14 protein-coding genes are annotated in these 18,351 nt (G+C 69.4%); 7 read left to right on the forward strand and 7 right to left on the reverse strand.

What is annotated here, in order from left to right; translation table 11 throughout:
* Positions 1-9: 9 nt before the first annotated feature.
* The 7 genes from ACFV1L_RS06450 (at position 10) to ACFV1L_RS06480 (ending at position 8,089) form a co-directional block, all read left to right on the forward strand.
* Complete coding sequence (locus ACFV1L_RS06450) at positions 10-1,062, forward strand: ABC transporter ATP-binding protein (protein WP_380363435.1); 1,053 nt, start codon at positions 10-12, stop codon at positions 1,060-1,062.
* Complete coding sequence (locus tag ACFV1L_RS06455; RefSeq protein ID WP_380363437.1) at positions 1,055-2,071, forward strand: ABC transporter ATP-binding protein; 1,017 nt, start codon at positions 1,055-1,057, stop codon at positions 2,069-2,071. Before ACFV1L_RS06450 ends, ACFV1L_RS06455 begins: the two co-directional genes overlap by 8 nt.
* Before the next feature lie 228 nt (positions 2,072-2,299).
* Positions 2,300-3,928 carry an ABC transporter substrate-binding protein gene (locus ACFV1L_RS06460; RefSeq protein WP_380363439.1) on the forward strand — a complete coding sequence of 543 codons (1,629 nt, stop codon included), beginning with the start codon at positions 2,300-2,302 and terminating at the stop codon, positions 3,926-3,928.
* Between the two features lie 85 nt (positions 3,929-4,013).
* Complete coding sequence (locus ACFV1L_RS06465; protein ID WP_380363441.1) at positions 4,014-4,940, forward strand: ABC transporter permease; 927 nt, start codon at positions 4,014-4,016, stop codon at positions 4,938-4,940.
* 91 nt (positions 4,941-5,031) lie between these two features.
* Positions 5,032-5,946: an ABC transporter permease gene (locus ACFV1L_RS06470; protein WP_380363466.1), complete on the forward strand. Its 915-nt coding sequence runs from the start codon at positions 5,032-5,034 to the stop codon at positions 5,944-5,946.
* 18 nt (positions 5,947-5,964) lie between these two features.
* Positions 5,965-7,017 (forward strand): ABC transporter ATP-binding protein, encoded by a 1,053-nt coding sequence (locus tag ACFV1L_RS06475; RefSeq protein WP_380363443.1) that lies wholly within the window; start codon positions 5,965-5,967, stop codon positions 7,015-7,017.
* The gene (locus ACFV1L_RS06480; protein WP_380363445.1) at positions 7,007-8,089 is read left to right on the forward strand and encodes an ABC transporter ATP-binding protein; all 1,083 of its coding nucleotides are present in this window, start codon (positions 7,007-7,009) and stop codon (positions 8,087-8,089) included. Before ACFV1L_RS06475 ends, ACFV1L_RS06480 begins: the two co-directional genes overlap by 11 nt.
* Positions 8,090-8,146: 57 nt before the next feature.
* Here the strand turns inward: ACFV1L_RS06480 and ACFV1L_RS06485 are convergent, their stop codons facing one another.
* From ACFV1L_RS06485 to ACFV1L_RS06515, 7 genes are all read right to left on the reverse strand, one after another.
* A complete protein-coding gene (locus ACFV1L_RS06485; RefSeq protein ID WP_380363447.1) occupies positions 8,147-9,217 on the reverse strand; it encodes an ABC transporter ATP-binding protein in 1,071 nt (356 codons plus the stop codon).
* A gap of 10 nt (positions 9,218-9,227) precedes the next feature.
* Positions 9,228-10,301, reverse strand: coding sequence for an ABC transporter ATP-binding protein (locus tag ACFV1L_RS06490; RefSeq protein WP_380363448.1), 1,074 nt, complete (start codon positions 10,299-10,301; stop codon positions 9,228-9,230).
* A 64-nt stretch (positions 10,302-10,365) separates the two neighbouring features.
* Positions 10,366-11,343 (reverse strand): ABC transporter permease, encoded by a 978-nt coding sequence (locus ACFV1L_RS06495; RefSeq protein WP_380363450.1) that lies wholly within the window; start codon positions 11,341-11,343, stop codon positions 10,366-10,368.
* 82 nt (positions 11,344-11,425) lie between these two features.
* Positions 11,426-13,189, reverse strand: a complete 1,764-nt coding sequence (locus ACFV1L_RS06500; RefSeq protein WP_380363452.1) for an ABC transporter substrate-binding protein — start codon at positions 13,187-13,189, stop codon at positions 11,426-11,428.
* A 90-nt stretch (positions 13,190-13,279) separates the two neighbouring features.
* The gene (locus ACFV1L_RS06505) at positions 13,280-14,323 is read right to left on the reverse strand and encodes an ABC transporter permease (protein WP_380363453.1); all 1,044 of its coding nucleotides are present in this window, start codon (positions 14,321-14,323) and stop codon (positions 13,280-13,282) included.
* A gap of 484 nt (positions 14,324-14,807) precedes the next feature.
* The gene (locus ACFV1L_RS06510) at positions 14,808-16,526 is read right to left on the reverse strand and encodes an ABC transporter family substrate-binding protein (RefSeq protein ID WP_380363455.1); all 1,719 of its coding nucleotides are present in this window, start codon (positions 16,524-16,526) and stop codon (positions 14,808-14,810) included.
* A 193-nt stretch (positions 16,527-16,719) separates the two neighbouring features.
* Positions 16,720-18,351, reverse strand: a 1,632-nt coding sequence (locus tag ACFV1L_RS06515; protein WP_380363456.1) for a peptidoglycan binding domain-containing protein, incomplete at its 5' end; no start/stop codon positions are given.

Consider the following 18,351-nt stretch of genomic DNA (forward strand, 5'->3'; position numbering starts at 1 on the left):
GCCCGCACCATGACCACCGCACTTGAGAAGACCACTGCCGCGAAGGACCGCCTGGTCCCCGGCACCCCGCTGCTCGAAGTCCGCGACCTGCACGTGGAGTTCAAGACCCGCGACGGCGTCGCCAAGGCCGTCAACGGCGTGAACTACTCGGTCGCGGCCGGCGAGACCCTCGCCGTCCTCGGCGAGTCCGGCTCCGGCAAGTCCGTCACCGCCCAGACCATCATGGGCATCCTCGACATGCCGCCCGGCCGGGTCACCTCCGGCGAGATCCTGTTCCGCGGCCGGGACATGCTGAAGATGTCCGGCGAGGAGCGCCGGAAGATCCGCGGCCGCAAGATCGCGATGATCTTCCAGGACGCGCTGTCCTCGCTCAACCCGGTGCTCTCCGTCGGCTACCAGCTCGGCGAGATGTTCCGGGTGCACGAGGGCGCCTCCAAGAAGGAGGCCAAGGCCAAGGCGATCGAGCTGATGGACCGGGTGCGCATCCCGGCCGCAGCACAGCGCGTGAACGACTACCCGCACCAGTTCTCGGGCGGCATGCGGCAGCGCATCATGATCGCGATGGCGCTGGCCCTGGAGCCGGACCTGATCATCGCGGACGAGCCGACCACGGCGCTGGACGTGACCGTCCAGGCACAGGTGATGGACCTGCTGGCGGAGCTCCAGGCCGAGTACCACATGGGCCTGATCCTGATCACCCACGACCTCGGCGTGGTCGCCGACGTCGCCGACAAGATCGCCGTCATGTACGCCGGCCGGATCGTCGAGACCGCGCCGGTCCACGAGCTGTACGCCCGCCCCGCCCACCCCTACACCAAGGGCCTGCTCCGGTCGATCCCGCGCCTGGACCAGAAGGGCGAGGAGCTCTACGCGATCAAGGGCCTGCCGCCCAACCTCTACAAGGTCCCGGCCGGCTGCGCGTTCAACCCGCGCTGCGACGTCGCCACCGACCTGTGCCGCACCGAGATCCCCGCCCTGCACCAGGTCACCGACCGCGACGGGGCGGAGCTCGCAGGCCGCAAGAGCGCCTGCCACCTCTGGAAGGAGACCCTCCATGGCTGAGCCCATCCTGGAGGTCCGCGACCTGGTCAAGCACTACCCGCTCACCCAGGGCATCCTCTTCAAGAAGCAGGTCGGCGCGGTCAAGGCCGTCGACGGCGTCTCCTTCACCCTCGACAAGGGCGAGACGCTCGGCATCGTCGGCGAGTCCGGCTGCGGCAAGTCGACGCTGGCCAAGGTCCTGATGAACCTGGAGCGGGCGACCGCCGGCCAGGTCCTCTACAAGGGCGAGGACATCTCCCGGCTGTCCGGCGCCGCGCTGAAGGCCGTGCGGCGCAACATCCAGATGGTGTTCCAGGACCCGTACACCTCGCTGAACCCGCGCATGACGGTCGGCGACATCATCGGCGAGCCGTTCGAGATCCACCCGGAGGTGGCGCCGAAGGGCGACCGCCGCAAGGCGGTGCAGGACCTGCTCGACGTGGTCGGCCTGAACCCGGAGTACATCAACCGGTACCCGCACCAGTTCTCCGGCGGCCAGCGGCAGCGCATCGGCATCGCCCGCGGCCTGGCGCTCAAGCCGGAGATCATCATCTGCGACGAGCCGGTCTCCGCCCTCGACGTGTCCGTGCAGGCCCAGGTGATCAACCTGCTGGAGCAGCTCCAGACGGAGTTCGAGCTCTCCTACATGTTCATCGCGCACGACCTGTCGATCGTCCGGCACATCTCCGACCGGGTCGGCGTGATGTACCTGGGCAAGCTCGTCGAGATCGGCACCGATGCCGAGATCTACGACCACGCCACCCACCCGTACACCCAGGCGCTGCTGTCGGCCGTCCCGGTCCCCGACCCGACCGGCCGCGAGGGCCGCGAGCGGATCATCCTCTCCGGCGACATCCCGTCCCCGGCGAACCCGCCGTCCGGCTGCCGCTTCCGCACCCGCTGCTGGAAGGCGGAGGAGCGCTGCTCCACCGAGGTCCCGCTGCTGGCCGTGCCGGAGCTGCTGACCGGCGGGGCCCGGCACGACTCGGCGTGCCACTTCGCCGCCGAACGGGAGACGGCCGCGGCCTGACCGGACGCACACCCAGGGGCGCGGGGAGCCGCGCGCAGTGGCGGGCACCCGCCGGCGAGAGCGTGATCACGTTCCGGCCGGCGGGCGCCCGCCGCTCGCGCGGCTCCCCGCGCCCCTGTTTTCGCGCCCGTCCGCCTTCGCCCGTCCGGCCCTACTTCGGTCGCGCCGCCGCTTCGCGGCACTTCTCATGGGGTGAGATGCGTCATAAACCCCTGAGGAGGAAGCTCCATGCCTGCAGGCACCCGTGTGCGCTGGGCCGTTGTCAGTGCGACGTCCGTGGCCCTGGTGGCCACGGGTTGCGGTGGTAACGGCGGCGGCAGCTCCGGAGGCGGTTCGTCGGACGCCAACAAGACCTTCACCTACCAGAGCAGCGAGCCGCAGAACCCGCTGCAGCCGGCCAATGCCAACGAGGTCGGCGGCGGACGCATCGTGCAGAACCTGTTCAAGGGCCTGGCGGACTACGACCCGTCCAACGGCAAGCTCCGGATGCAGGTCGCGGACAAGATCGACACGAGCGACGCGCAGACCTACAACGTGACGCTGAAGTCGGGCTGGACGTTCCACGACGGCACGGCGGTGACCTCGAAGAGCTTCGTCGACGCCTGGAACTGGGCGGCGAGCACCAAGAACAACCAGATCAACAGCTCCTGGTTCGAGGACATCGAGGGCTACACCGACGTCCACCCGGCGAGCGGCAACCCGACCAAGGACACCATGTCGGGCCTGACCGTCCAGGACGACACCCACTTCACGATCAAGCTGACCAACAAGGTCTCGTACTTCCCGTACAAGCTGGGGTACGTGGCCTTCTCGCCGCTGCCGGAGGGGTTCTTCAAGGACCCGGCGGGCTACGGGCAGAAGCCGGTGGGCAACGGGCCGTACCAGTTCGTGAGCTGGGACCACAACTCGCAGGTGGTCACCAAGACGTTCGCCAACTACCAGGGCGTGGACAAGCCGAAGAACGGCGGCGTGGTGTTCAAGATGTACACCACCGCGGAGGCGGCCTACGCGGACCTGCAGTCGAACAACCTGGACGTGATGGACCAGGTGCCGCCGTCGGCGCTGGCGAACTACAAGAACGACCTGGGCGACCGGGCGATCGACGCCCCGCAGGGCGCCATCCAGAACGTCGGCTTCACGCTGTACCAGGCGGAGTGGCAGGGCCAGGACAAGGCGAAGGTCCGGCAGGGCCTGTCGATGGCGATCGACCGGGACACCATCACCAAGACGGTGCTGCAGGGCTCGCGCAAGCCCGCGACGGCCTGGGTCGCCGAGGGCGTGGAGGGCTACAAGGCCGGGACCTGCGGGGACTTCTGCACCTACAACGCGGACAAGGCGAAGCAGCTGATCCAGGAGGGCGGCGGCGTCCCCGGAAACGCCGTCAAGATCACCTACAACGCGGACGGCGGCCACAAGGAGTGGGTGGACGCGGTCTGCAACTCGATCCGGCAGGCGACCGGGGTGAACTGCTCGGGCGACCCGAAGACCGACTTCAAGACGGCCCGCGCGGCGATCACCGGCCACCAGATCAACGGCATGTTCCGCACCGGCTGGGTGCAGGACTACCCGCTGAACGCCAACTTCCTGGCGGACGTCTACCGCACCGGCGCCGCCTCCAACGACACCGGCTACTCCAGCCCGGAGTTCGACAAGCTCGCCAACGAGGCCGACCAGGCCTCCTCGATCCAGGAGACCGCCACCGGCTACCAGAAGGCCGAGGCGCAGCTGGCCACCGACATGCCGGCCATCCCGCTCTGGTACTACCGGACCAACTCCGGCTTCTCCACCAACGTGCAGAACGTGAAGTTCGACTCCTTCGGCAACCCGGCCTGGACCCAGGTCGAGGTCAAGGGCTGACCCACCCGACGCCGGCCCCGTCCTCCCCGCACGGAGGGCGGGGCTCCGGCACTACGTCAGTCACCCTTCGGAGGGAGGGCTCCCCATGGGCCACTACGTCCTACGGCGCGTGCTCCAGATGATCCCGGTGTTCCTCGGGGCCACGCTGCTGATCTTCCTGATGGTGTACAGCCTGCCGGGCGACCCGATCGCCGCGATGTTCGGTGACAAGGCCGCCGACCCGGCGACCGTCGCCAACCTGCGGCACCAGTACTACCTCGACCAGCCGCTGTGGAAGCAGTACCTGCACTACATGAACAACATCTTCCACCTGGACTTCGGCACCAGCTTCACCGGCCGCCCGGTGTCCGAGATCATGGCGGACGCCTTCCCGGTGACCATCCGGCTCGCCCTGGTCGCCTTCTTCTTCGAGATCGTGATCGGCCTGCCGCTGGGCCTGATCGCCGGCCTGAAGCGCGGCAGCGTCGCCGACACGGCGGTGCTGCTGCTGACCCTGATCGTGATCTCGATCCCGGTGTTCGTGCTCGGCTACATCGCGCAGACGGTGTTCGCGATCAACCTGGGCTGGGTGACGGCCACCGTGCAGGACTCCCGGGACATCAGCCAGCTGATCCTGCCCGGCCTGGTGCTGGCGTCCCTGTCGCTGGCGTACGTCGCCCGGCTGACCCGCACCTCGATCGGCGAGAACCTGCGCGCCGACTACATGCGCACCGCGGTGGCCAAGGGACTGCCGCGCCGCACCGTGATCGGGCGGCACCTGCTGCGCAACTCGCTGATCCCGGTGGTGACCTTCCTGGGCACCGACCTGGGCGCGCTGATGGGCGGCGCGATCGTCACCGAGGGCATCTTCAACATCGCCGGCGTCGGCAACGTCCTGTACAAGGCGATCAACCAGAAGGAAGGCCCGACGGTGGTCGGCATCGTCACCGTCCTGGTGCTGGTGTACCTGGTCGCCAGCCTGGTCGTCGACCTGCTGTACGCCGTCCTGGACCCGAGGATCCGCTATGCCTGACCGCAACGACGCGATTCCCGACGACCACGACCCCCTGCGGAACATCCAGCCCACCGACAGCGACCACCTCGACTACGTGGGGCAGCAGGGCATGGCCGTCGAGCAGGAGACGCTGATCGAGCCGGACCCGGCCAAGCGGGAGCAGGCCCGCAGCCTGTGGGGCGACGCCTGGCGGGACCTGCGGCGGCGGCCGATCTTCCTGATCTCGGCGGTGCTGATCCTGCTCCTGATCGTGATCGCGATCTTCCCGGGGCTGTTCACCAGCACCGACCCGCGGGCCGCCGACCTGACCAACAACTACCTGCGCCGGCCGGACTGGAGCGACTTCTTCGGGGCCGGCTGGTTCGGCTACGACGGCCAGGGCCGGTCGATCTACGCCCGGGTGGTGTACGGCGCCCGGGCCTCGATCACGGTCGGCATCTGCGTCACGCTGGCGGTGACCCTGCTGGGCGGGCTGGCCGGCATGACCGCCGGCTACTTCGGCGGCTGGATCGACGCGGTGGTCTCCCGGATCACCGACATCTTCTTCGGCATCCCGCTGCTGCTCGGCGCCCTGGTGCTGCTGAACGCCTTCGCCACCCGCAACGTGTGGTCGGTGGTGATCGCGCTGGCGTTCCTCGGCTGGACCCAGCTGGCCCGCGTGATGCGCGGCTCGGTGATCACCGTCAAGCAGTCGGACTACGTGGTGGCCGGGCGGGCGCTGGGCGCCGGGACCGGGCGGCTGATGTTCCGTCACATCCTGCCGAACGCGATCGCCCCGGTGATCGTGGTCGCCACCATCGCGCTCGGCGGCTACATCACGGCGGAGGCCACGCTGAGCTTCCTCGGCATCGGCCTGCAGGACCCGACCATCTCCTGGGGCGTGGACATCTCCTCGGCGCAGAAGGTGATCCGGCAGGCGCCGTTCGCGCTCTTCTTCCCGGCCGCGGCGCTCTCCATCACCGTGCTGGCCTTCATCATGCTGGGCGACGCGGTGCGCGACGCCCTCGACCCGAAGCTGCGCTGACCGAGGGGAGCCAAGCACATGAGCACCGTCGCCGACCAGGCCCGACCGGCCCGCGAGGAGCCGTACACCGGGCCGCTGCTGGACGTGCGGAACCTGCACGTGGAGTTCCGGACCCGGGACGGCGTGGTCCGGGCCGTCAACGGCGTCGACTACAGCGTCGGCGCGGGGGAGACCCTCGCCGTGCTGGGCGAGTCCGGCTCCGGCAAGTCCGTCACCGCGCAGGCCGTGATGGGCATCCTGGACATGCCGCCGGCCGCCATCCCGCAGGGGGAGATCCTGTTCCGCGGCCGGGACATGCTGAAGATGTCCAAGGACGAGCGGCGCAAGATCCGCGGGCAGAAGATCGCGATGATCTTCCAGGACGCGCTGTCCTCGCTCAACCCGGTGCTCTCCGTCGGCTACCAGCTCGGCGAGATGTACCGGGCGCACCGCGGCAGCAACCGCAAGGACGCCAAGGCCAAGGCCGTCGAGCTGATGGACCGGGTGCGGATCCCGGCCGCCGCGGAGCGGGTGAACGACTATCCGCACCAGTTCTCGGGCGGCATGCGGCAGCGCATCATGATCGCGATGGCGCTGGCCCTGGAGCCGGACCTGATCATCGCGGACGAGCCGACCACGGCGCTGGACGTGACCGTCCAGGCACAGGTGATGGACCTGCTGGCGGAGCTCCAGGCCGAGTACCACATGGGCCTGATCCTGATCACCCACGACCTCGGCGTGGTCGCCGACGTCGCCGACAAGATCGCCGTCATGTACGCCGGCCGGATCGTCGAGACCGCGCCGGTCCACGAGCTGTACGCCCGCCCCGCCCACCCGTACACCCGCGGTCTGCTGGACTCCATCCCGCGCCTGGACCAGAAGGGCCAGGAGCTCTACGCGATCAAGGGCCTGCCGCCCAACCTGCTGCGGATCCCGCCCGGGTGCGCGTTCAACCCGCGCTGTCCGCGGGCGCAGGAGATCTGCCGGCAGGAAGTGCCGCCGCTGGCGCAGGTGACCGAGGACGACGGGACGCCGCTGGCCGGCCGGGGCAGCGCGTGCTTCTTCTGGAAGGAGACCCTCCATGACGATTGACGGTGCCACCCCGCTCGGGGCGACCACCCCGGAGGAGGTCGCGTTCGCCCAGGAGGTGCCGCGCGGCGAGCCCATCCTGGAGGTCCGCAAGCTGGTCAAGCACTTCCCGCTGACCAAGGGCATCCTCTTCAAGAAGCAGGTCGGCGCGGTCAAGGCCGTCGACGGCGTGTCCTTCGACCTGATGCAGGGCGAGACGCTCGGCATCGTCGGCGAGTCCGGCTGCGGCAAGTCGACGCTGGCCAAGGTCCTGATGAACCTGGAGCCGGCCACCTCCGGGTCGGTGAAGTACAAGGGCGAGGAGATCTCCAAGCTCACCGGCAGCGCGCTGAAGGCCGTGCGGCGCAACATCCAGATGGTGTTCCAGGACCCGTACACCTCGCTGAACCCGCGCATGACGGTCGGCGACATCATCGGCGAGCCGTTCGAGATCCACCCGGAGGTGGCGCCGAAGGGCGACCGCCGCAAGGCGGTGCAGGACCTGCTCGACGTGGTCGGCCTGAACCCGGAGTACATCAACCGGTACCCGCACCAGTTCTCCGGCGGCCAGCGGCAGCGCATCGGCATCGCCCGCGGCCTGGCGCTCAAGCCGGAGATCATCATCTGCGACGAGCCGGTCTCCGCCCTCGACGTGTCCGTGCAGGCCCAGGTGATCAACCTGCTGGAGCAGCTCCAGGGCGAGTTCAACCTGTCGTACATGTTCATCGCGCACGACCTGTCGATCGTCCGGCACATCTCCGACCGGGTCGGCGTGATGTACCTGGGGCGGATGGTCGAGATCGGCAGCGACCTGGAGATCTACGACCACGCCACCCACCCGTACACCCAGGCGCTGCTGTCGGCCGTCCCGGTGCCCGACCCGACCGCGCGGGAGTCCCGGGACCGGATCGTGCTGACCGGGGACGTGCCCTCGCCCGCCAACCCGCCGTCCGGGTGCCGGTTCCGCACCCGCTGCTGGAAGGCCCAGGAGAAGTGCGAGCGGGAGGACCCGCCGCTGACGGTGCGGGACTGGCTGGAGGGCCGGGCCCGGCACGACTCGGCCTGCCACTTCGCCGCCGAACGGGAGACCGGCTGACGGCACGCGAAGGGGCCCCCACCGAACGGTGGGGGCCCCTTCGCGCGTGACGCGGGATCAGACCTCGGCGCGCTGCTCCGGAACGGCGGCGGTGGAGCCCTCCTCCGGGAAGTGGCAGGCCGTCAGGTGGCCCTCACGGCTCCCGGACAGCTGGATCAGCGGAGGCTCCTCCACCGAGCACTTCTCCTGCGCCTTCCAGCACCGGGTGCGGAACCGGCAGCCCGACGGCGGGTTGAGCGGCGACGGGACGTCACCGGTCAGCCGGATCCGCTCGCGGTTGTCGTCCGGGTCGGCCTCCGGCACGGCGGACAGCAGCGCGTGGGTGTACGGGTGGCGCGGCGACTCGTACAGCGAGGCGCGGTCGGCGATCTCGACGATCTTGCCGAGGTACATCACCGCGACGCGCTGCGAGAAGTGGCGCACCACCGACAGGTCGTGGGCGATGAACAGGAAGGCGATGCCCAGCTCGCGCTGCAGCTCCTGGAGCAGGTTGACGACCTGCGCCTGGATCGACACGTCCAGCGCCGAGACCGGCTCGTCCGCGACGATCAGCTTCGGGTTCAGCGACAGCGCGCGGGCCACGCCGATGCGCTGGCGCTGGCCGCCGGAGAACTCGTGCGGGAAGCGGTTGTAGTGCTCCGGGTTGAGACCGACGGTCTCCAGCAGCTCCTGCACCCGGCGCTGGATGCCGCCCTTGGGGTTGATGCCGTTGATCTCCATCGGCGCGCCGATGATCGAGCCGACGGTGTGCCGCGGGTTCAGCGACGAGTACGGGTCCTGGAAGATCATCTGGATCTCGGACCGGATCGGCGCCAGTTCCTTGCGGTTGGCGTGCGTGATGTCCCGGCCGTTGTAGCGGATCTCGCCGGCCGTGGGCTCCAGCAGACGGGTCACCAGGCGGCCGAGGGTCGACTTGCCGCAGCCGGACTCGCCGACCAGGCCGACCGACTCGCCCTGGAAGACGTCCAGGCTCACGCCGTCCACCGCGTGCACCGCGCCGACCTGCCGCTTGAACAGGAAGCCGTCGAGCACCGGGAAGTGCTTCTGCAGGCCCGTGATCGACAGCAGCGGGTCACCGGAGCCGGCGGCGGCGCCGCCCGTCTTCTCGAGGGTCAGTTCGTTGCTCATGGTGTCCCTCTCAGCCGAGCCGCGGCTTGATCTGGTCGATGAAGATGTCCTGTCGCTGCGCCGCGCTCAGGTGGCAGGCAGCGGCGTGCCCGGTGGCCGGCGCCAGCGGCGGGCGCTCCGAGGTGCAGCCCCCGCCGATCACCTGCTCGCGGTAGTCGCAGCGCGGGTTGAACGGGCAGCCGGTCGGCAGGTTGATCAGGCTCGGCGGGGTGCCGCGCACCGGCCGCAGCGGCACGTTCACGTCACCGGACAGGCTCGGCATCGAGGACAGCAGACCCCAGGTGTACGGGTGCTGAGGGGCCTTCAGCACCTCGCGGACGGTGCCGCGCTCCACGGCCCGGCCCGCGTACATCACCATGATCTGCTGCGCGGTGCGCGCCACCACGCCCAGGTCGTGGGTGATCAGGATGATCGCGGTGCCCATCTCCTGCTGGAGGTCCTTGAGCAGGTCGAGGATCTGGGCCTGGACGGTGACGTCCAGCGCGGTGGTCGGCTCGTCGGCGATCACCAGCTTGGGGTCGCAGACCAGCGACATGGCGATCATGGCGCGCTGGCGCATGCCGCCGGAGAACTGGTGCGGGTAGTCGTCGACCCGGGTGGTGGGCTGCGGGATGCCGACCCGGGTCAGCATCTCGATGGCCCGGTCCCGGGCCTCCTTCTTGGAGGCGCCGGTGTGCTTCCGGAAGGTCTCGCCGATCTGCTTGCCGATGGTGTGGTACGGCGACAGCGCGGTCAGCGGGTCCTGGAAGATCATCGACATGGTCTTGCCGCGGAGCTTCTCCAGCTCGCGGTTGGGCGCGCCGACCAGCTCCCGGCCGTCCAGCTTGATCGAGCCGGTGATCTCGGTCCGATCCGGGTTGTGCAGGCCCAGGACGGCCAGGTTGGTCACCGACTTGCCGGAGCCGGACTCACCGACGATGCCGAGCGTGCTGCCCGGAGCCACGTCGAAGGAGAGGTTGTCCACGGCCCGGACCACGCCGTCCTCGGTGCTGAAGCGGACCGAGAGGTCGCGGACTGAGAGGAAGGGCTGGTCGCCGCCGCTGCCGGCGGACGAGGCCTCCTCGGGCTTGGCCTGGGTGGTCATGGACTGGGCTCCTCGGTGCGGTACGTGAGGTCGGGACTGCTGGGTCGGCCTGGGGTGCGGCCGGTCAGGCCAGGCGGATGCGCGGGTCGATCAGGGCGTAGGCGGCGTCGACGATGATGTTGAAGAACACGATCAGCGTGGCGGCCACCACGGTGACGCCGACCAGCAGCGACAGGTCGGAGTCGTTGAAGGAGTGGATCGCCAGCTCGCCGAGGCCGTGCAGGCTGAAGGTGGTCTCGGTGATGATCGCGCCGCCGAGCAGGACGCCGAGGTCGATGCCGAAGACGGTGACGATGGTGCCCATCGCGCCGCGCCAGGCGTAGCGCATGAAGACCGAGGTGCCCGACATGCCCTTGGCGCGTGCGGTCCGCACGTAGTCCTCGGACAGCTGCTCGACCATCGAGGAGCGGGTCATACGGGTGTAGTTGGCGGTCCAGATCAGCGACAGGACGATCCACGGGACCAGCAGGCCGGTGAACCAGCCGACCGGGTCCTGGGTGATCGGAACGTAGTTGGGCTGGTCCAGCAGGTCGGTGCTGTAGACCAGGGCGACGAGCGCGAGCGGACCGGCCACGTAGATCTGCATCGAGGAGACGATCAGCGAGGCGGAACTGGCGATCTTGTCGAGGGCCTTGCCCTGCTTGTGGGCGGCCAGCATGCCGGTGCCGATGCCGAACAGCAGGAAGATCACTGCGGAGCCGACGGTCAGCGACAGGGTGGTCGGGAAGCGGTCCGCCAGGATGCTGCCGACGAGCTCCTTCTTGTCGAAGGAGTAGCCGAAGCACGGGGCGGAGCAGTTGACGCCGTTGTAGGTGCCGCCGGTGAAGATGGCACTCAGCCAGTCCCAGTACTGGACCGGCCAGGACTTGTCGAAGCCCATGTCGTGCCTGATCAGGGCGAGGTTCTCGGGCGTGCAGGTCTTGCCGCAGTAGAGCCGCGCCGGGTCCGCCGGGATCGCGAAGAACAGCGCATAGGTGACCATCGAGACGATCACCAGGATGACGAGAGCGCCGAGTGATCGGCGGACGAGGAATCGGAGCATCGGACGGGGCTCTCCTGATCGGGGAGGGGCACCGGCAGATCGTGCCGGTGCCCCACCGTGAGCTACTGCTCGGTGATGACTACTACTTGACGTAGATGTTGAGCGGCGACTGCAGGCCGGCCAGGGTGTCGAACTTGACGCCGCCGAGGCCCGAGCCGTACAGGCTCAGCGAACGCTGGTACACGTCCGGGATCGAGTACGCCTTGTCCTGCAGCTTCTTGTCGATCGCGGCCCACGCCTTGCCCTGCGCGACCGGGTCGGCGATCTTGACCGCGGCGTCCATGGCCGCGTTGATCTCCGGGTCGTTCACGTGGGCGTAGTTCTGGCCGCCGTCGGCGATGGCGCGACCGTCCCACACCGGCTGCAGCGAGGTGTAACCGGTCGGCCAGTCGGCGCCCCAGCCGCCCCAGTACAGGTCGAACTCGTTGTTGACCTGCTGGATGGCGTCGTAGTAGGTCTTCGAGTCCAGCGGGTGCGGCACGAACTTGAAGCCGGCGGCCTCGAGGTTGGTGCGGATGGCCTCGGTGACCTTCTGCTGGACCGGGGTGTTGTTGTACGCGTACACGATGGTGGTGTTCAGCGCGTTCGCGTCCGTCAGCAGCTTCTTGGCGGCCTCGGTGTCACCCTGCGGCTTCTTCAGCACGTCGAACGGGTCGTAGGACTCGTAGCCGAGCACGGTCGGGCTCATGTACGAGGTCGCGTAGTCACCGTACGAGGTGCCGCCCTGCAGCTGGCGGGTCTGCTGGTGCGGGAACGCCTTGACCAGCGCCTCGCGGACCTTCTGGTCCTTGATGCGGGTGTTGTTGATGTAGTAGTAGTCCACGTACGGGGTCAGGCCCTCGAGCGTGCGGGACTTCAGCTTCTCGTCGGCCTTGACCTTGTCGATGTAGGTCGTGTGGACCTGGTTGTGGAACGAGAAGGCGGTCTTGTCGTCGCCGTTGTCCGCCATGAAGCGCTCGGTGGACTGCTGCGCCTGGACACCGAACGTCATGTGCCACTTGTCCGGGTAGGCGTTCCGGATCGGGTCGGTCGCGCCGTCCCAGTTCGGGTTCCGCTCCAGGTCCAGGCTGCGGTCGTTGACGTGCTCGGTGATCTGGTACGGGCCCGAGGAGAACGGCTTCTTGTCGTACTCCTCCTTGGTGTCGTGGGCCTTCGAGACCACGCCGTAGCCGGTCATCGCCAGGGTGAAGTTGGCGTCCGGGTGGGCGTCCTGGAACGCGATGACGACGGTCTTGTCGTCGGGGGTGGTGATCGCGTCCAGGCCCTTGCCGTCGTACGGGCCGGCGTACGCCTCGCGGTACTTGTCACCCGAGATCCAGGACTGGATGTAGGTCGGGCCGCCCTTGATGAACGAGGCGTAGGTGCGCTCGATCGAGTACTTGATGTCGGCCGAGGTGATCGGGGTGCCGTCCTGCCACTTCACGCCGTCCTTCAGCGTGAACTTCCAGGTCTTGCCGCCGTCGGTGGTGGAACCGGTGTCGGTGGCCAGGTCGCCGACCAGCTTCTGCGAGCCGTCCGCGGCGGTCTTGTAGCCCGTCAGCTGACGGGTGAACAGGAGCGAGACCTCGGCGTTGTAGTTCATGTAGACCATGGCCGGGTCGAGGTGCGAGAAGTCGTCGCGGTCGATCATGTTGACCGTGCCGCCCTTCTTCGCGCCGGGCTCCGGGATGGCCGGGCCCTTCGAGTCTTCGGCGGTGCCGACCGAGATCGTGGTGGCGGAGACCGGGGCCTTCGAGGCACCCGGCTTCGCGCCCTCGTTCGAGTGGCCACTGGAGCACGCCGTGGTGACGGTCAGGGCCCCGGCGACCATGATGGCGGCGGCGAGCCGCGACTTGCGAGAACTCATCTTCATCCTGCCTGGGGTAGGTGTAGTGACTAACTGCAGTGGGGTGCCCGGGGCCTGGCTTTCCCATCCCCCCGGAGTCTTGAGGGCCTGCTAGCGGTTGGCCTTGGGGTCGAAGGCGTCCCGGACGGAGTCGCCGAGCAGGTTGAAGGCGAGAACGAAGATCACCATGGCGATGCCCGGGAAGAGGAGGAAGGTGACGTCCGTCCGCAGGTAGTTCGCCGCGTCCGCGATCATCCGGCCCCAGTCGGGGACGGGCTCGCTGACACCGACGCCGAGGTAGGAGAGGCCGGCCTCGGCGGTGACGAACGCCGGCAGCGCGAGGGTGGCCTGCACCAGGATCGGGGTCCACAGGTTGGGCAGGATCTCCTTGAAGATGATCCGCATCGGGGACGCGCCGGTGACCTTGGCGGCCTCGATGAACTCCCGCTCGCGCAGGGCCAGTGCGGTACCGCGCAGGATGCGGGCCAGGCCCATCCAGCCGAGCAGCGAGAGCACGATCGTCACGGCGACGAACGGCAGCCACTCCGGGACCTTCTGACCGGTCGGCACCAGCAGGCTGGTGACCACCGGCATGGTGGCGATCAGGAAGATCTGCGACGGGAACGACATGAGCACGTCGATGACGCGGCCGATGAAGAAGTCGGCCTTGCCGCCGAGGTAGCCGGCCGCGATGCCGAGCGCGACACCGATCACGGTGGTCAGCAGCGAGGTGGCGACGGCGATGATCAGCGAGGTGCGGATGCCGTAGAACAGCTGCATCATCACGTCACGGCCGAGGCCCGGCTCCAGGCCGAACCAGAAGTCGCCGCTCATGCCGCCGTTGGGGGCCACCGGGAGACCGGAGTCGGTCAGCAGGGTCGGGTCGTTCTGGCCGTAGTGGGTCTGCGGGTCCTTGCCGTAGATCATCGAGATGACCGGCGCGAGGATCGCGACCAGCACGAAGACCATCACCACGCAGGCGCTCACCACGCCGGTCTTGTCGCGGAGGAAGCGGCGCCACATCAGCTTCCCGGGAGAGAGGCCGCGGAAGCCGGGATCGGCGGGCGCGTCGGCCGAGGCGTTGTCCGCGAGGTCCGACGTGGACCCGGGACGGGAGGTGTCCCCGTCCGTCGTGGCCCCAGTAGGCGTCGTCATGGTGCTAAAGCTCCCGACCGTGGTCCGTGCAGAAGCAAGGAGTAAGAACTTGGATGAATGGACTCTTGCAAGTCGTTTATCGAACGTCAAGAGTTCCTCAGTTGTCGAGCGCCCATTTCCTGCTTCGTGCTGGAATGTCAACCACTTCGTAGTTCCTGAACTCTTGACAACGCTCGATCGAGACGGTCAAAACCGGACAAACACGATCAAGGCTCGTTCACGTGTCCGTAACGATGCACGGTCAGGTCCGCTATCAGGACGGCGAGTTCGACACGCCGACCGCACGACGCGCGTAGACCCGGTGTCCGTTTTGGCGCTCTTCGGCGGAAATGGGATCGGCATTTGAGTGTCCGATAATCGGACACCTGCGTTTTCGGGCATGCCGGAGCGAATTCATGGGTAGGGGTCACCCAATTCGGGCGGCAGGCTCGCCACCGGGCGTCTGGCAATTTCCCGCCAATGGCGAGAGTTCGCCGCCCGGGTGTTACTTCAGCAGCCCGATGTTCTCGTACACGAGGTCGCCGAGCCCGGCCGCGCCGATGTTGGCGAGGTTCTTGCGCACTCCGTAGATGGCCGGCCGCTGGTACAGCGGAACCAGGCCGGCCACCTCCCACGCCTCGGCGTCGGCCCGGTTGAGGGCCGCCGTCTCGTCGTCGACGGTGTCCGCCCTGGCGGCCTCCGCCATCGCCTTGTCGAGCGCCTTGCTGCCGACCTGCGACCAGTTGGAGCCGGAGTCCTGCTGGAAGGTGCTGATCGAGTTGGAGACCGGGAAGGGGGTGCCCATCAGGGCGAACGCGGTCAGGTCGAAGTCGTGCTTGTTCACGTGGCCGTCGAAGAACTCGCCGGCCGGCACGGTCTGCACCGTGACCTTCACCCCGACCTGCCCCAGCATCCGGGTGACCAGCGCGCTCTCGTTGGCGGCCAGGTTGTTGTCGGCCGGCGCCACGAACCGCAGCGCCAGCTCCTTGCCGTCCTTGGTGCGGACGCCCGAGGGCCCGAGCTTCCAGCCCAGCGAGTCGAGGGACGCCTTCGCGGCGTCGGGGTCGAAGCGGCTCAGGCCGTTCGAGTTGTCCTGGTAGCCGTGCTGGGACGGCACCAGGAAGTGGTTGTTCATCGGTACGTACGGCCAGTCCAGGCCGGTCAGGTCGGTCCGGGTGATCTCCGCCCGGTCGATCGCCTGGATCAGCGCCTGACGGACCTTCGGATCGGTGAGCAGCGGGCTGCGGCCGTTCAGCACCAGGTGCCGCAGGTTCGGGCCGCCGGCCCGGCGCGCCTCCGCGCCCGCGGTCGACCGGATGATCCGGTAGCCCTCGGTGTTGGGGCCGTTGTTGTAGTAGTCGACCTCGCCGTCCGCGAACGCCTGCGGCATCCGGCCGGTGTCGTACGCCTTGAAGACGATCCGGTCCAGCATCGGCCGGTCGCCCCACCAGCCCGGGTCGGCGACCACGGTGACGGTGCGGGCCGCCGGGTCCATCCGCTCGACCTTGAACGGCCCGGCGGTGACCGGGAAGCCGCTCTTGAAGGAGGTGTTGAACAGCTCCGGGGTGGCGACGTACTTCGCCGGCAGCAGCGGGGCGTTGCCGGCGTTGTTGAACATCGCCTGCCACTCCGAGTACGGCTCCCGGAAGGTCATCACGGCCTGGTGGTCGTCCTGGCCGCGGACCACGCTCTCCACCTGGTCGAAGCCGTTGCTGGAGGCGGTCCGGTACGCCGGGTCCTGGCCGTTCAGCGCCCGCCAGTCGGCCTCCAGGTCGCGCCAGGTGATCGGAGTGCCGTCCGACCAGTGCGCCTTCGGGTTGAGCGTCCACACCACGGTCTGCCTGCCCTGCCGCAGCTCGCTCGTCACGTCGGTCAGGTAGGCCGGGTTGGGGGTCTGCACGCCGCCCGCGTCGGAGCGCCAGAAGGTCGGCAGCAGCGCCTTGACGACGTCGATGGTGGAAGCCTCGGAGCCCTCCGCGTGCACGGGGTTCCACTGGCCGGAGTACTGGTCGATCGCCCAGTTCAGGGTGCCGCCCTGACGGAGTGCCGTGCGGGGCTTCGCGTTCAGCGCCTGCTGGGTCATCCGCGGGGCGTCGCCGCCCGCCGCGGATCCGCCGCCTGCCGACTGCTCGGTGGCGGCGCAGGAGCACAGCGCGAAGGACAGTGCCGCCACCGCGGCGATCACGGCGAGCGGGCGGCGACTTCTCGGTACGGGTCTCGGCACGCGGCACATCTTGCGTACCGGCGAGAGGGCTTGTCGACCTGCGGCCGATCAAGTCTTGATAACGCGCCGCGGCCCCCGGCGGCGCCGCCCGGTTCGTCCCGTTCTGCGACGCCACTGGCGAGGATCCGCCAGCACGCCGAAGGCCGGGGCGCCGGCAGCGGCGCCCCGGCCCGGGCCGGGTTCTGACGGAGGGTCAGGCCGGGAACTTGTAGACCCGGTCGCGGCCGGTCTTGGCGACGGTCTGGCCGATCGCGTCCGCCACGTCCTGCGCGGTGATCGCCGAGGGCTGGCCGCCCTTGGTGGTCTTCACCTTGTCGAAGGTGGGGCCGATGAACGTCGCCAGGACGTTCAGGTCCCACTTCAGGACGATCTGGCCGGACGCGTCCGGGGCCAGCACCAGCGCCTTCGCCGCCGTCTTCGCGCCGAAGTTGAACTGCTTGCCGCCCGCGGAGACGGTGATGTTGCCCGCCATCACCTGTTTGCCGAGGCCGTCCGCCGCGGCCTGCAGGGCGTCCTGGCCGACCTTCGGCTGGGCGTCGGCCAGCGGCAGCCCCACCTCGGCGTCCGGCTTGCCGGCCGCCCGGTCCCGGTAGGCCTGCTCGACCTTGTCGGCGGCCGACGCCGAGTCCAGCGCCTGCCCGGCCCTGCCCGGGACGACCTCCGGGGAGCCCGCCTCGGTGAACCGGACGTAGCCCTCCTGCAGGCCCTGCCCGGACTTCGCGGCCAGGTCGTCCAGCGCGGCCTTCAGCTTCGCCTTGTCGACCCGGACCTGCGGCTCGACGGCCTTGCCGCCGCCGGTCAGCGAGGAGAGCACCTCGACCGGGTTGTAGCTGTGCTTGGTCAGCGCGTCCACGGTCGCCGTGGTGTCGAAGCTCAGGCCCGCGCTGGCCGGGTCCAGGGTCACCGCCCGGTCGCCGATCTTCAGCCGCAGCGGCTGCTGCCCGGTCTTGCCGACCGAGCCGTCCAGCGCCGTCACCGCCTGGTCGCGGGAGTCGCCGCCGATGTCGGTGCCGAGCACGGTGGTGCCCTTGGGGATGTCGGACTGATTCATCATCAGGCCCGCGCCGTACGCGGCCGCGCCCAGGAACAGCACGCCGCCGGCGCCCGTCACCAGCAGCTTGCGGGCCCGCCCGCCGCCGCTCCTGGCGGCCGGCTTCGCAGCCGGGGCGGGAGCAGGGGCGGGCACGGCCTCGTCCGCCGCGGGAGCCGGGTCGGCGGGCGTCTCGCGCTTGGGCGTCGCGGCCCGCGGGCCGCCGGGGAACGGCTGCGCCTCGGGCAGGTCGGCGAACCGGCCGCCGCCGTTGCCGCCGGCCGCCGGACGGGGCCGCTCGGCGGCGAACGGGTCGGCCGCCGCGGCCGGGCGGGGCCCCGACTGAGGGGCGTTCAGGAAGAGCTGGGTGGTCGGCGGGTCAGCGGGTATCGAGTCGCCCGGGTGCGGGTCCTCGCCGGTGATCGGGTCGAAGCCGCCGATCTGGGTGTCCTCCGGCTCCGCGTCCGGGACGCCGCCGTGCGCGGCCGGAGCGCCGCCGAACGGGTCCTGGCCGCCCGGGAACGGGGCGCCCTGCCCGCCCGGCACGCCGCCGCGGTGCGGCCGGGGCGCGCCCGGGCCGGACTGCTCGGCCGCGAACGGGTCCTGCGCCGCGGCCGCGCCCTGCGGGCGGGCCGCGAACGGGTCCTGACCGGGCATCGGCTGCTGCTGGGCGGCCGGCTGCCGGAACTGCCGGTGCTGCTCGGCCGCGAACGGGTCCTGACCCGCCGTCGGCTGCGGCTGCCCGGGCGCCGGCCGGCGCTGCTGCGGCGGCTGGGGCCGGTGCTGCGCCTGCTG

Origin of the sequence: Kitasatospora sp. NPDC059646, from assembly GCF_042734615.1 — a bacterium.
Taxonomy (GTDB): Bacteria; Actinomycetota; Actinomycetes; order Streptomycetales; family Streptomycetaceae; genus Kitasatospora.

Excerpts from the sequence above, each read along its gene's own strand:
- ACFV1L_RS06505 (WP_380363453.1), bottom strand. The coding sequence starts at position 14,323 with ATGACGACGCCTACTGGGGCCACGACGGACGGGGACACCTCCCGTCCC.
- ACFV1L_RS06485 (WP_380363447.1), bottom strand. The coding sequence starts at position 9,217 with ATGAGCAACGAACTGACCCTCGAGAAGACGGGCGGCGCCGCCGCCGGC.
- ACFV1L_RS06480 (WP_380363445.1), top strand. The coding sequence starts at position 7,007 with ATGACGATTGACGGTGCCACCCCGCTCGGGGCGACCACCCCGGAGGAG.
- ACFV1L_RS06500 (WP_380363452.1), bottom strand. The coding sequence starts at position 13,189 with ATGAGTTCTCGCAAGTCGCGGCTCGCCGCCGCCATCATGGTCGCCGGG.
- ACFV1L_RS06460 (WP_380363439.1), top strand. The coding sequence starts at position 2,300 with ATGCCTGCAGGCACCCGTGTGCGCTGGGCCGTTGTCAGTGCGACGTCC.
- ACFV1L_RS06475 (WP_380363443.1), top strand. The coding sequence starts at position 5,965 with ATGAGCACCGTCGCCGACCAGGCCCGACCGGCCCGCGAGGAGCCGTAC.
- ACFV1L_RS06495 (WP_380363450.1), bottom strand. The coding sequence starts at position 11,343 with ATGCTCCGATTCCTCGTCCGCCGATCACTCGGCGCTCTCGTCATCCTG.
- ACFV1L_RS06490 (WP_380363448.1), bottom strand. The coding sequence starts at position 10,301 with ATGACCACCCAGGCCAAGCCCGAGGAGGCCTCGTCCGCCGGCAGCGGC.
- ACFV1L_RS06470 (WP_380363466.1), top strand. The coding sequence starts at position 5,032 with ATGGCCGTCGAGCAGGAGACGCTGATCGAGCCGGACCCGGCCAAGCGG.
- ACFV1L_RS06450 (WP_380363435.1), top strand. The coding sequence starts at position 10 with ATGACCACCGCACTTGAGAAGACCACTGCCGCGAAGGACCGCCTGGTC.
- ACFV1L_RS06465 (WP_380363441.1), top strand. The coding sequence starts at position 4,014 with ATGGGCCACTACGTCCTACGGCGCGTGCTCCAGATGATCCCGGTGTTC.
- ACFV1L_RS06455 (WP_380363437.1), top strand. The coding sequence starts at position 1,055 with ATGGCTGAGCCCATCCTGGAGGTCCGCGACCTGGTCAAGCACTACCCG.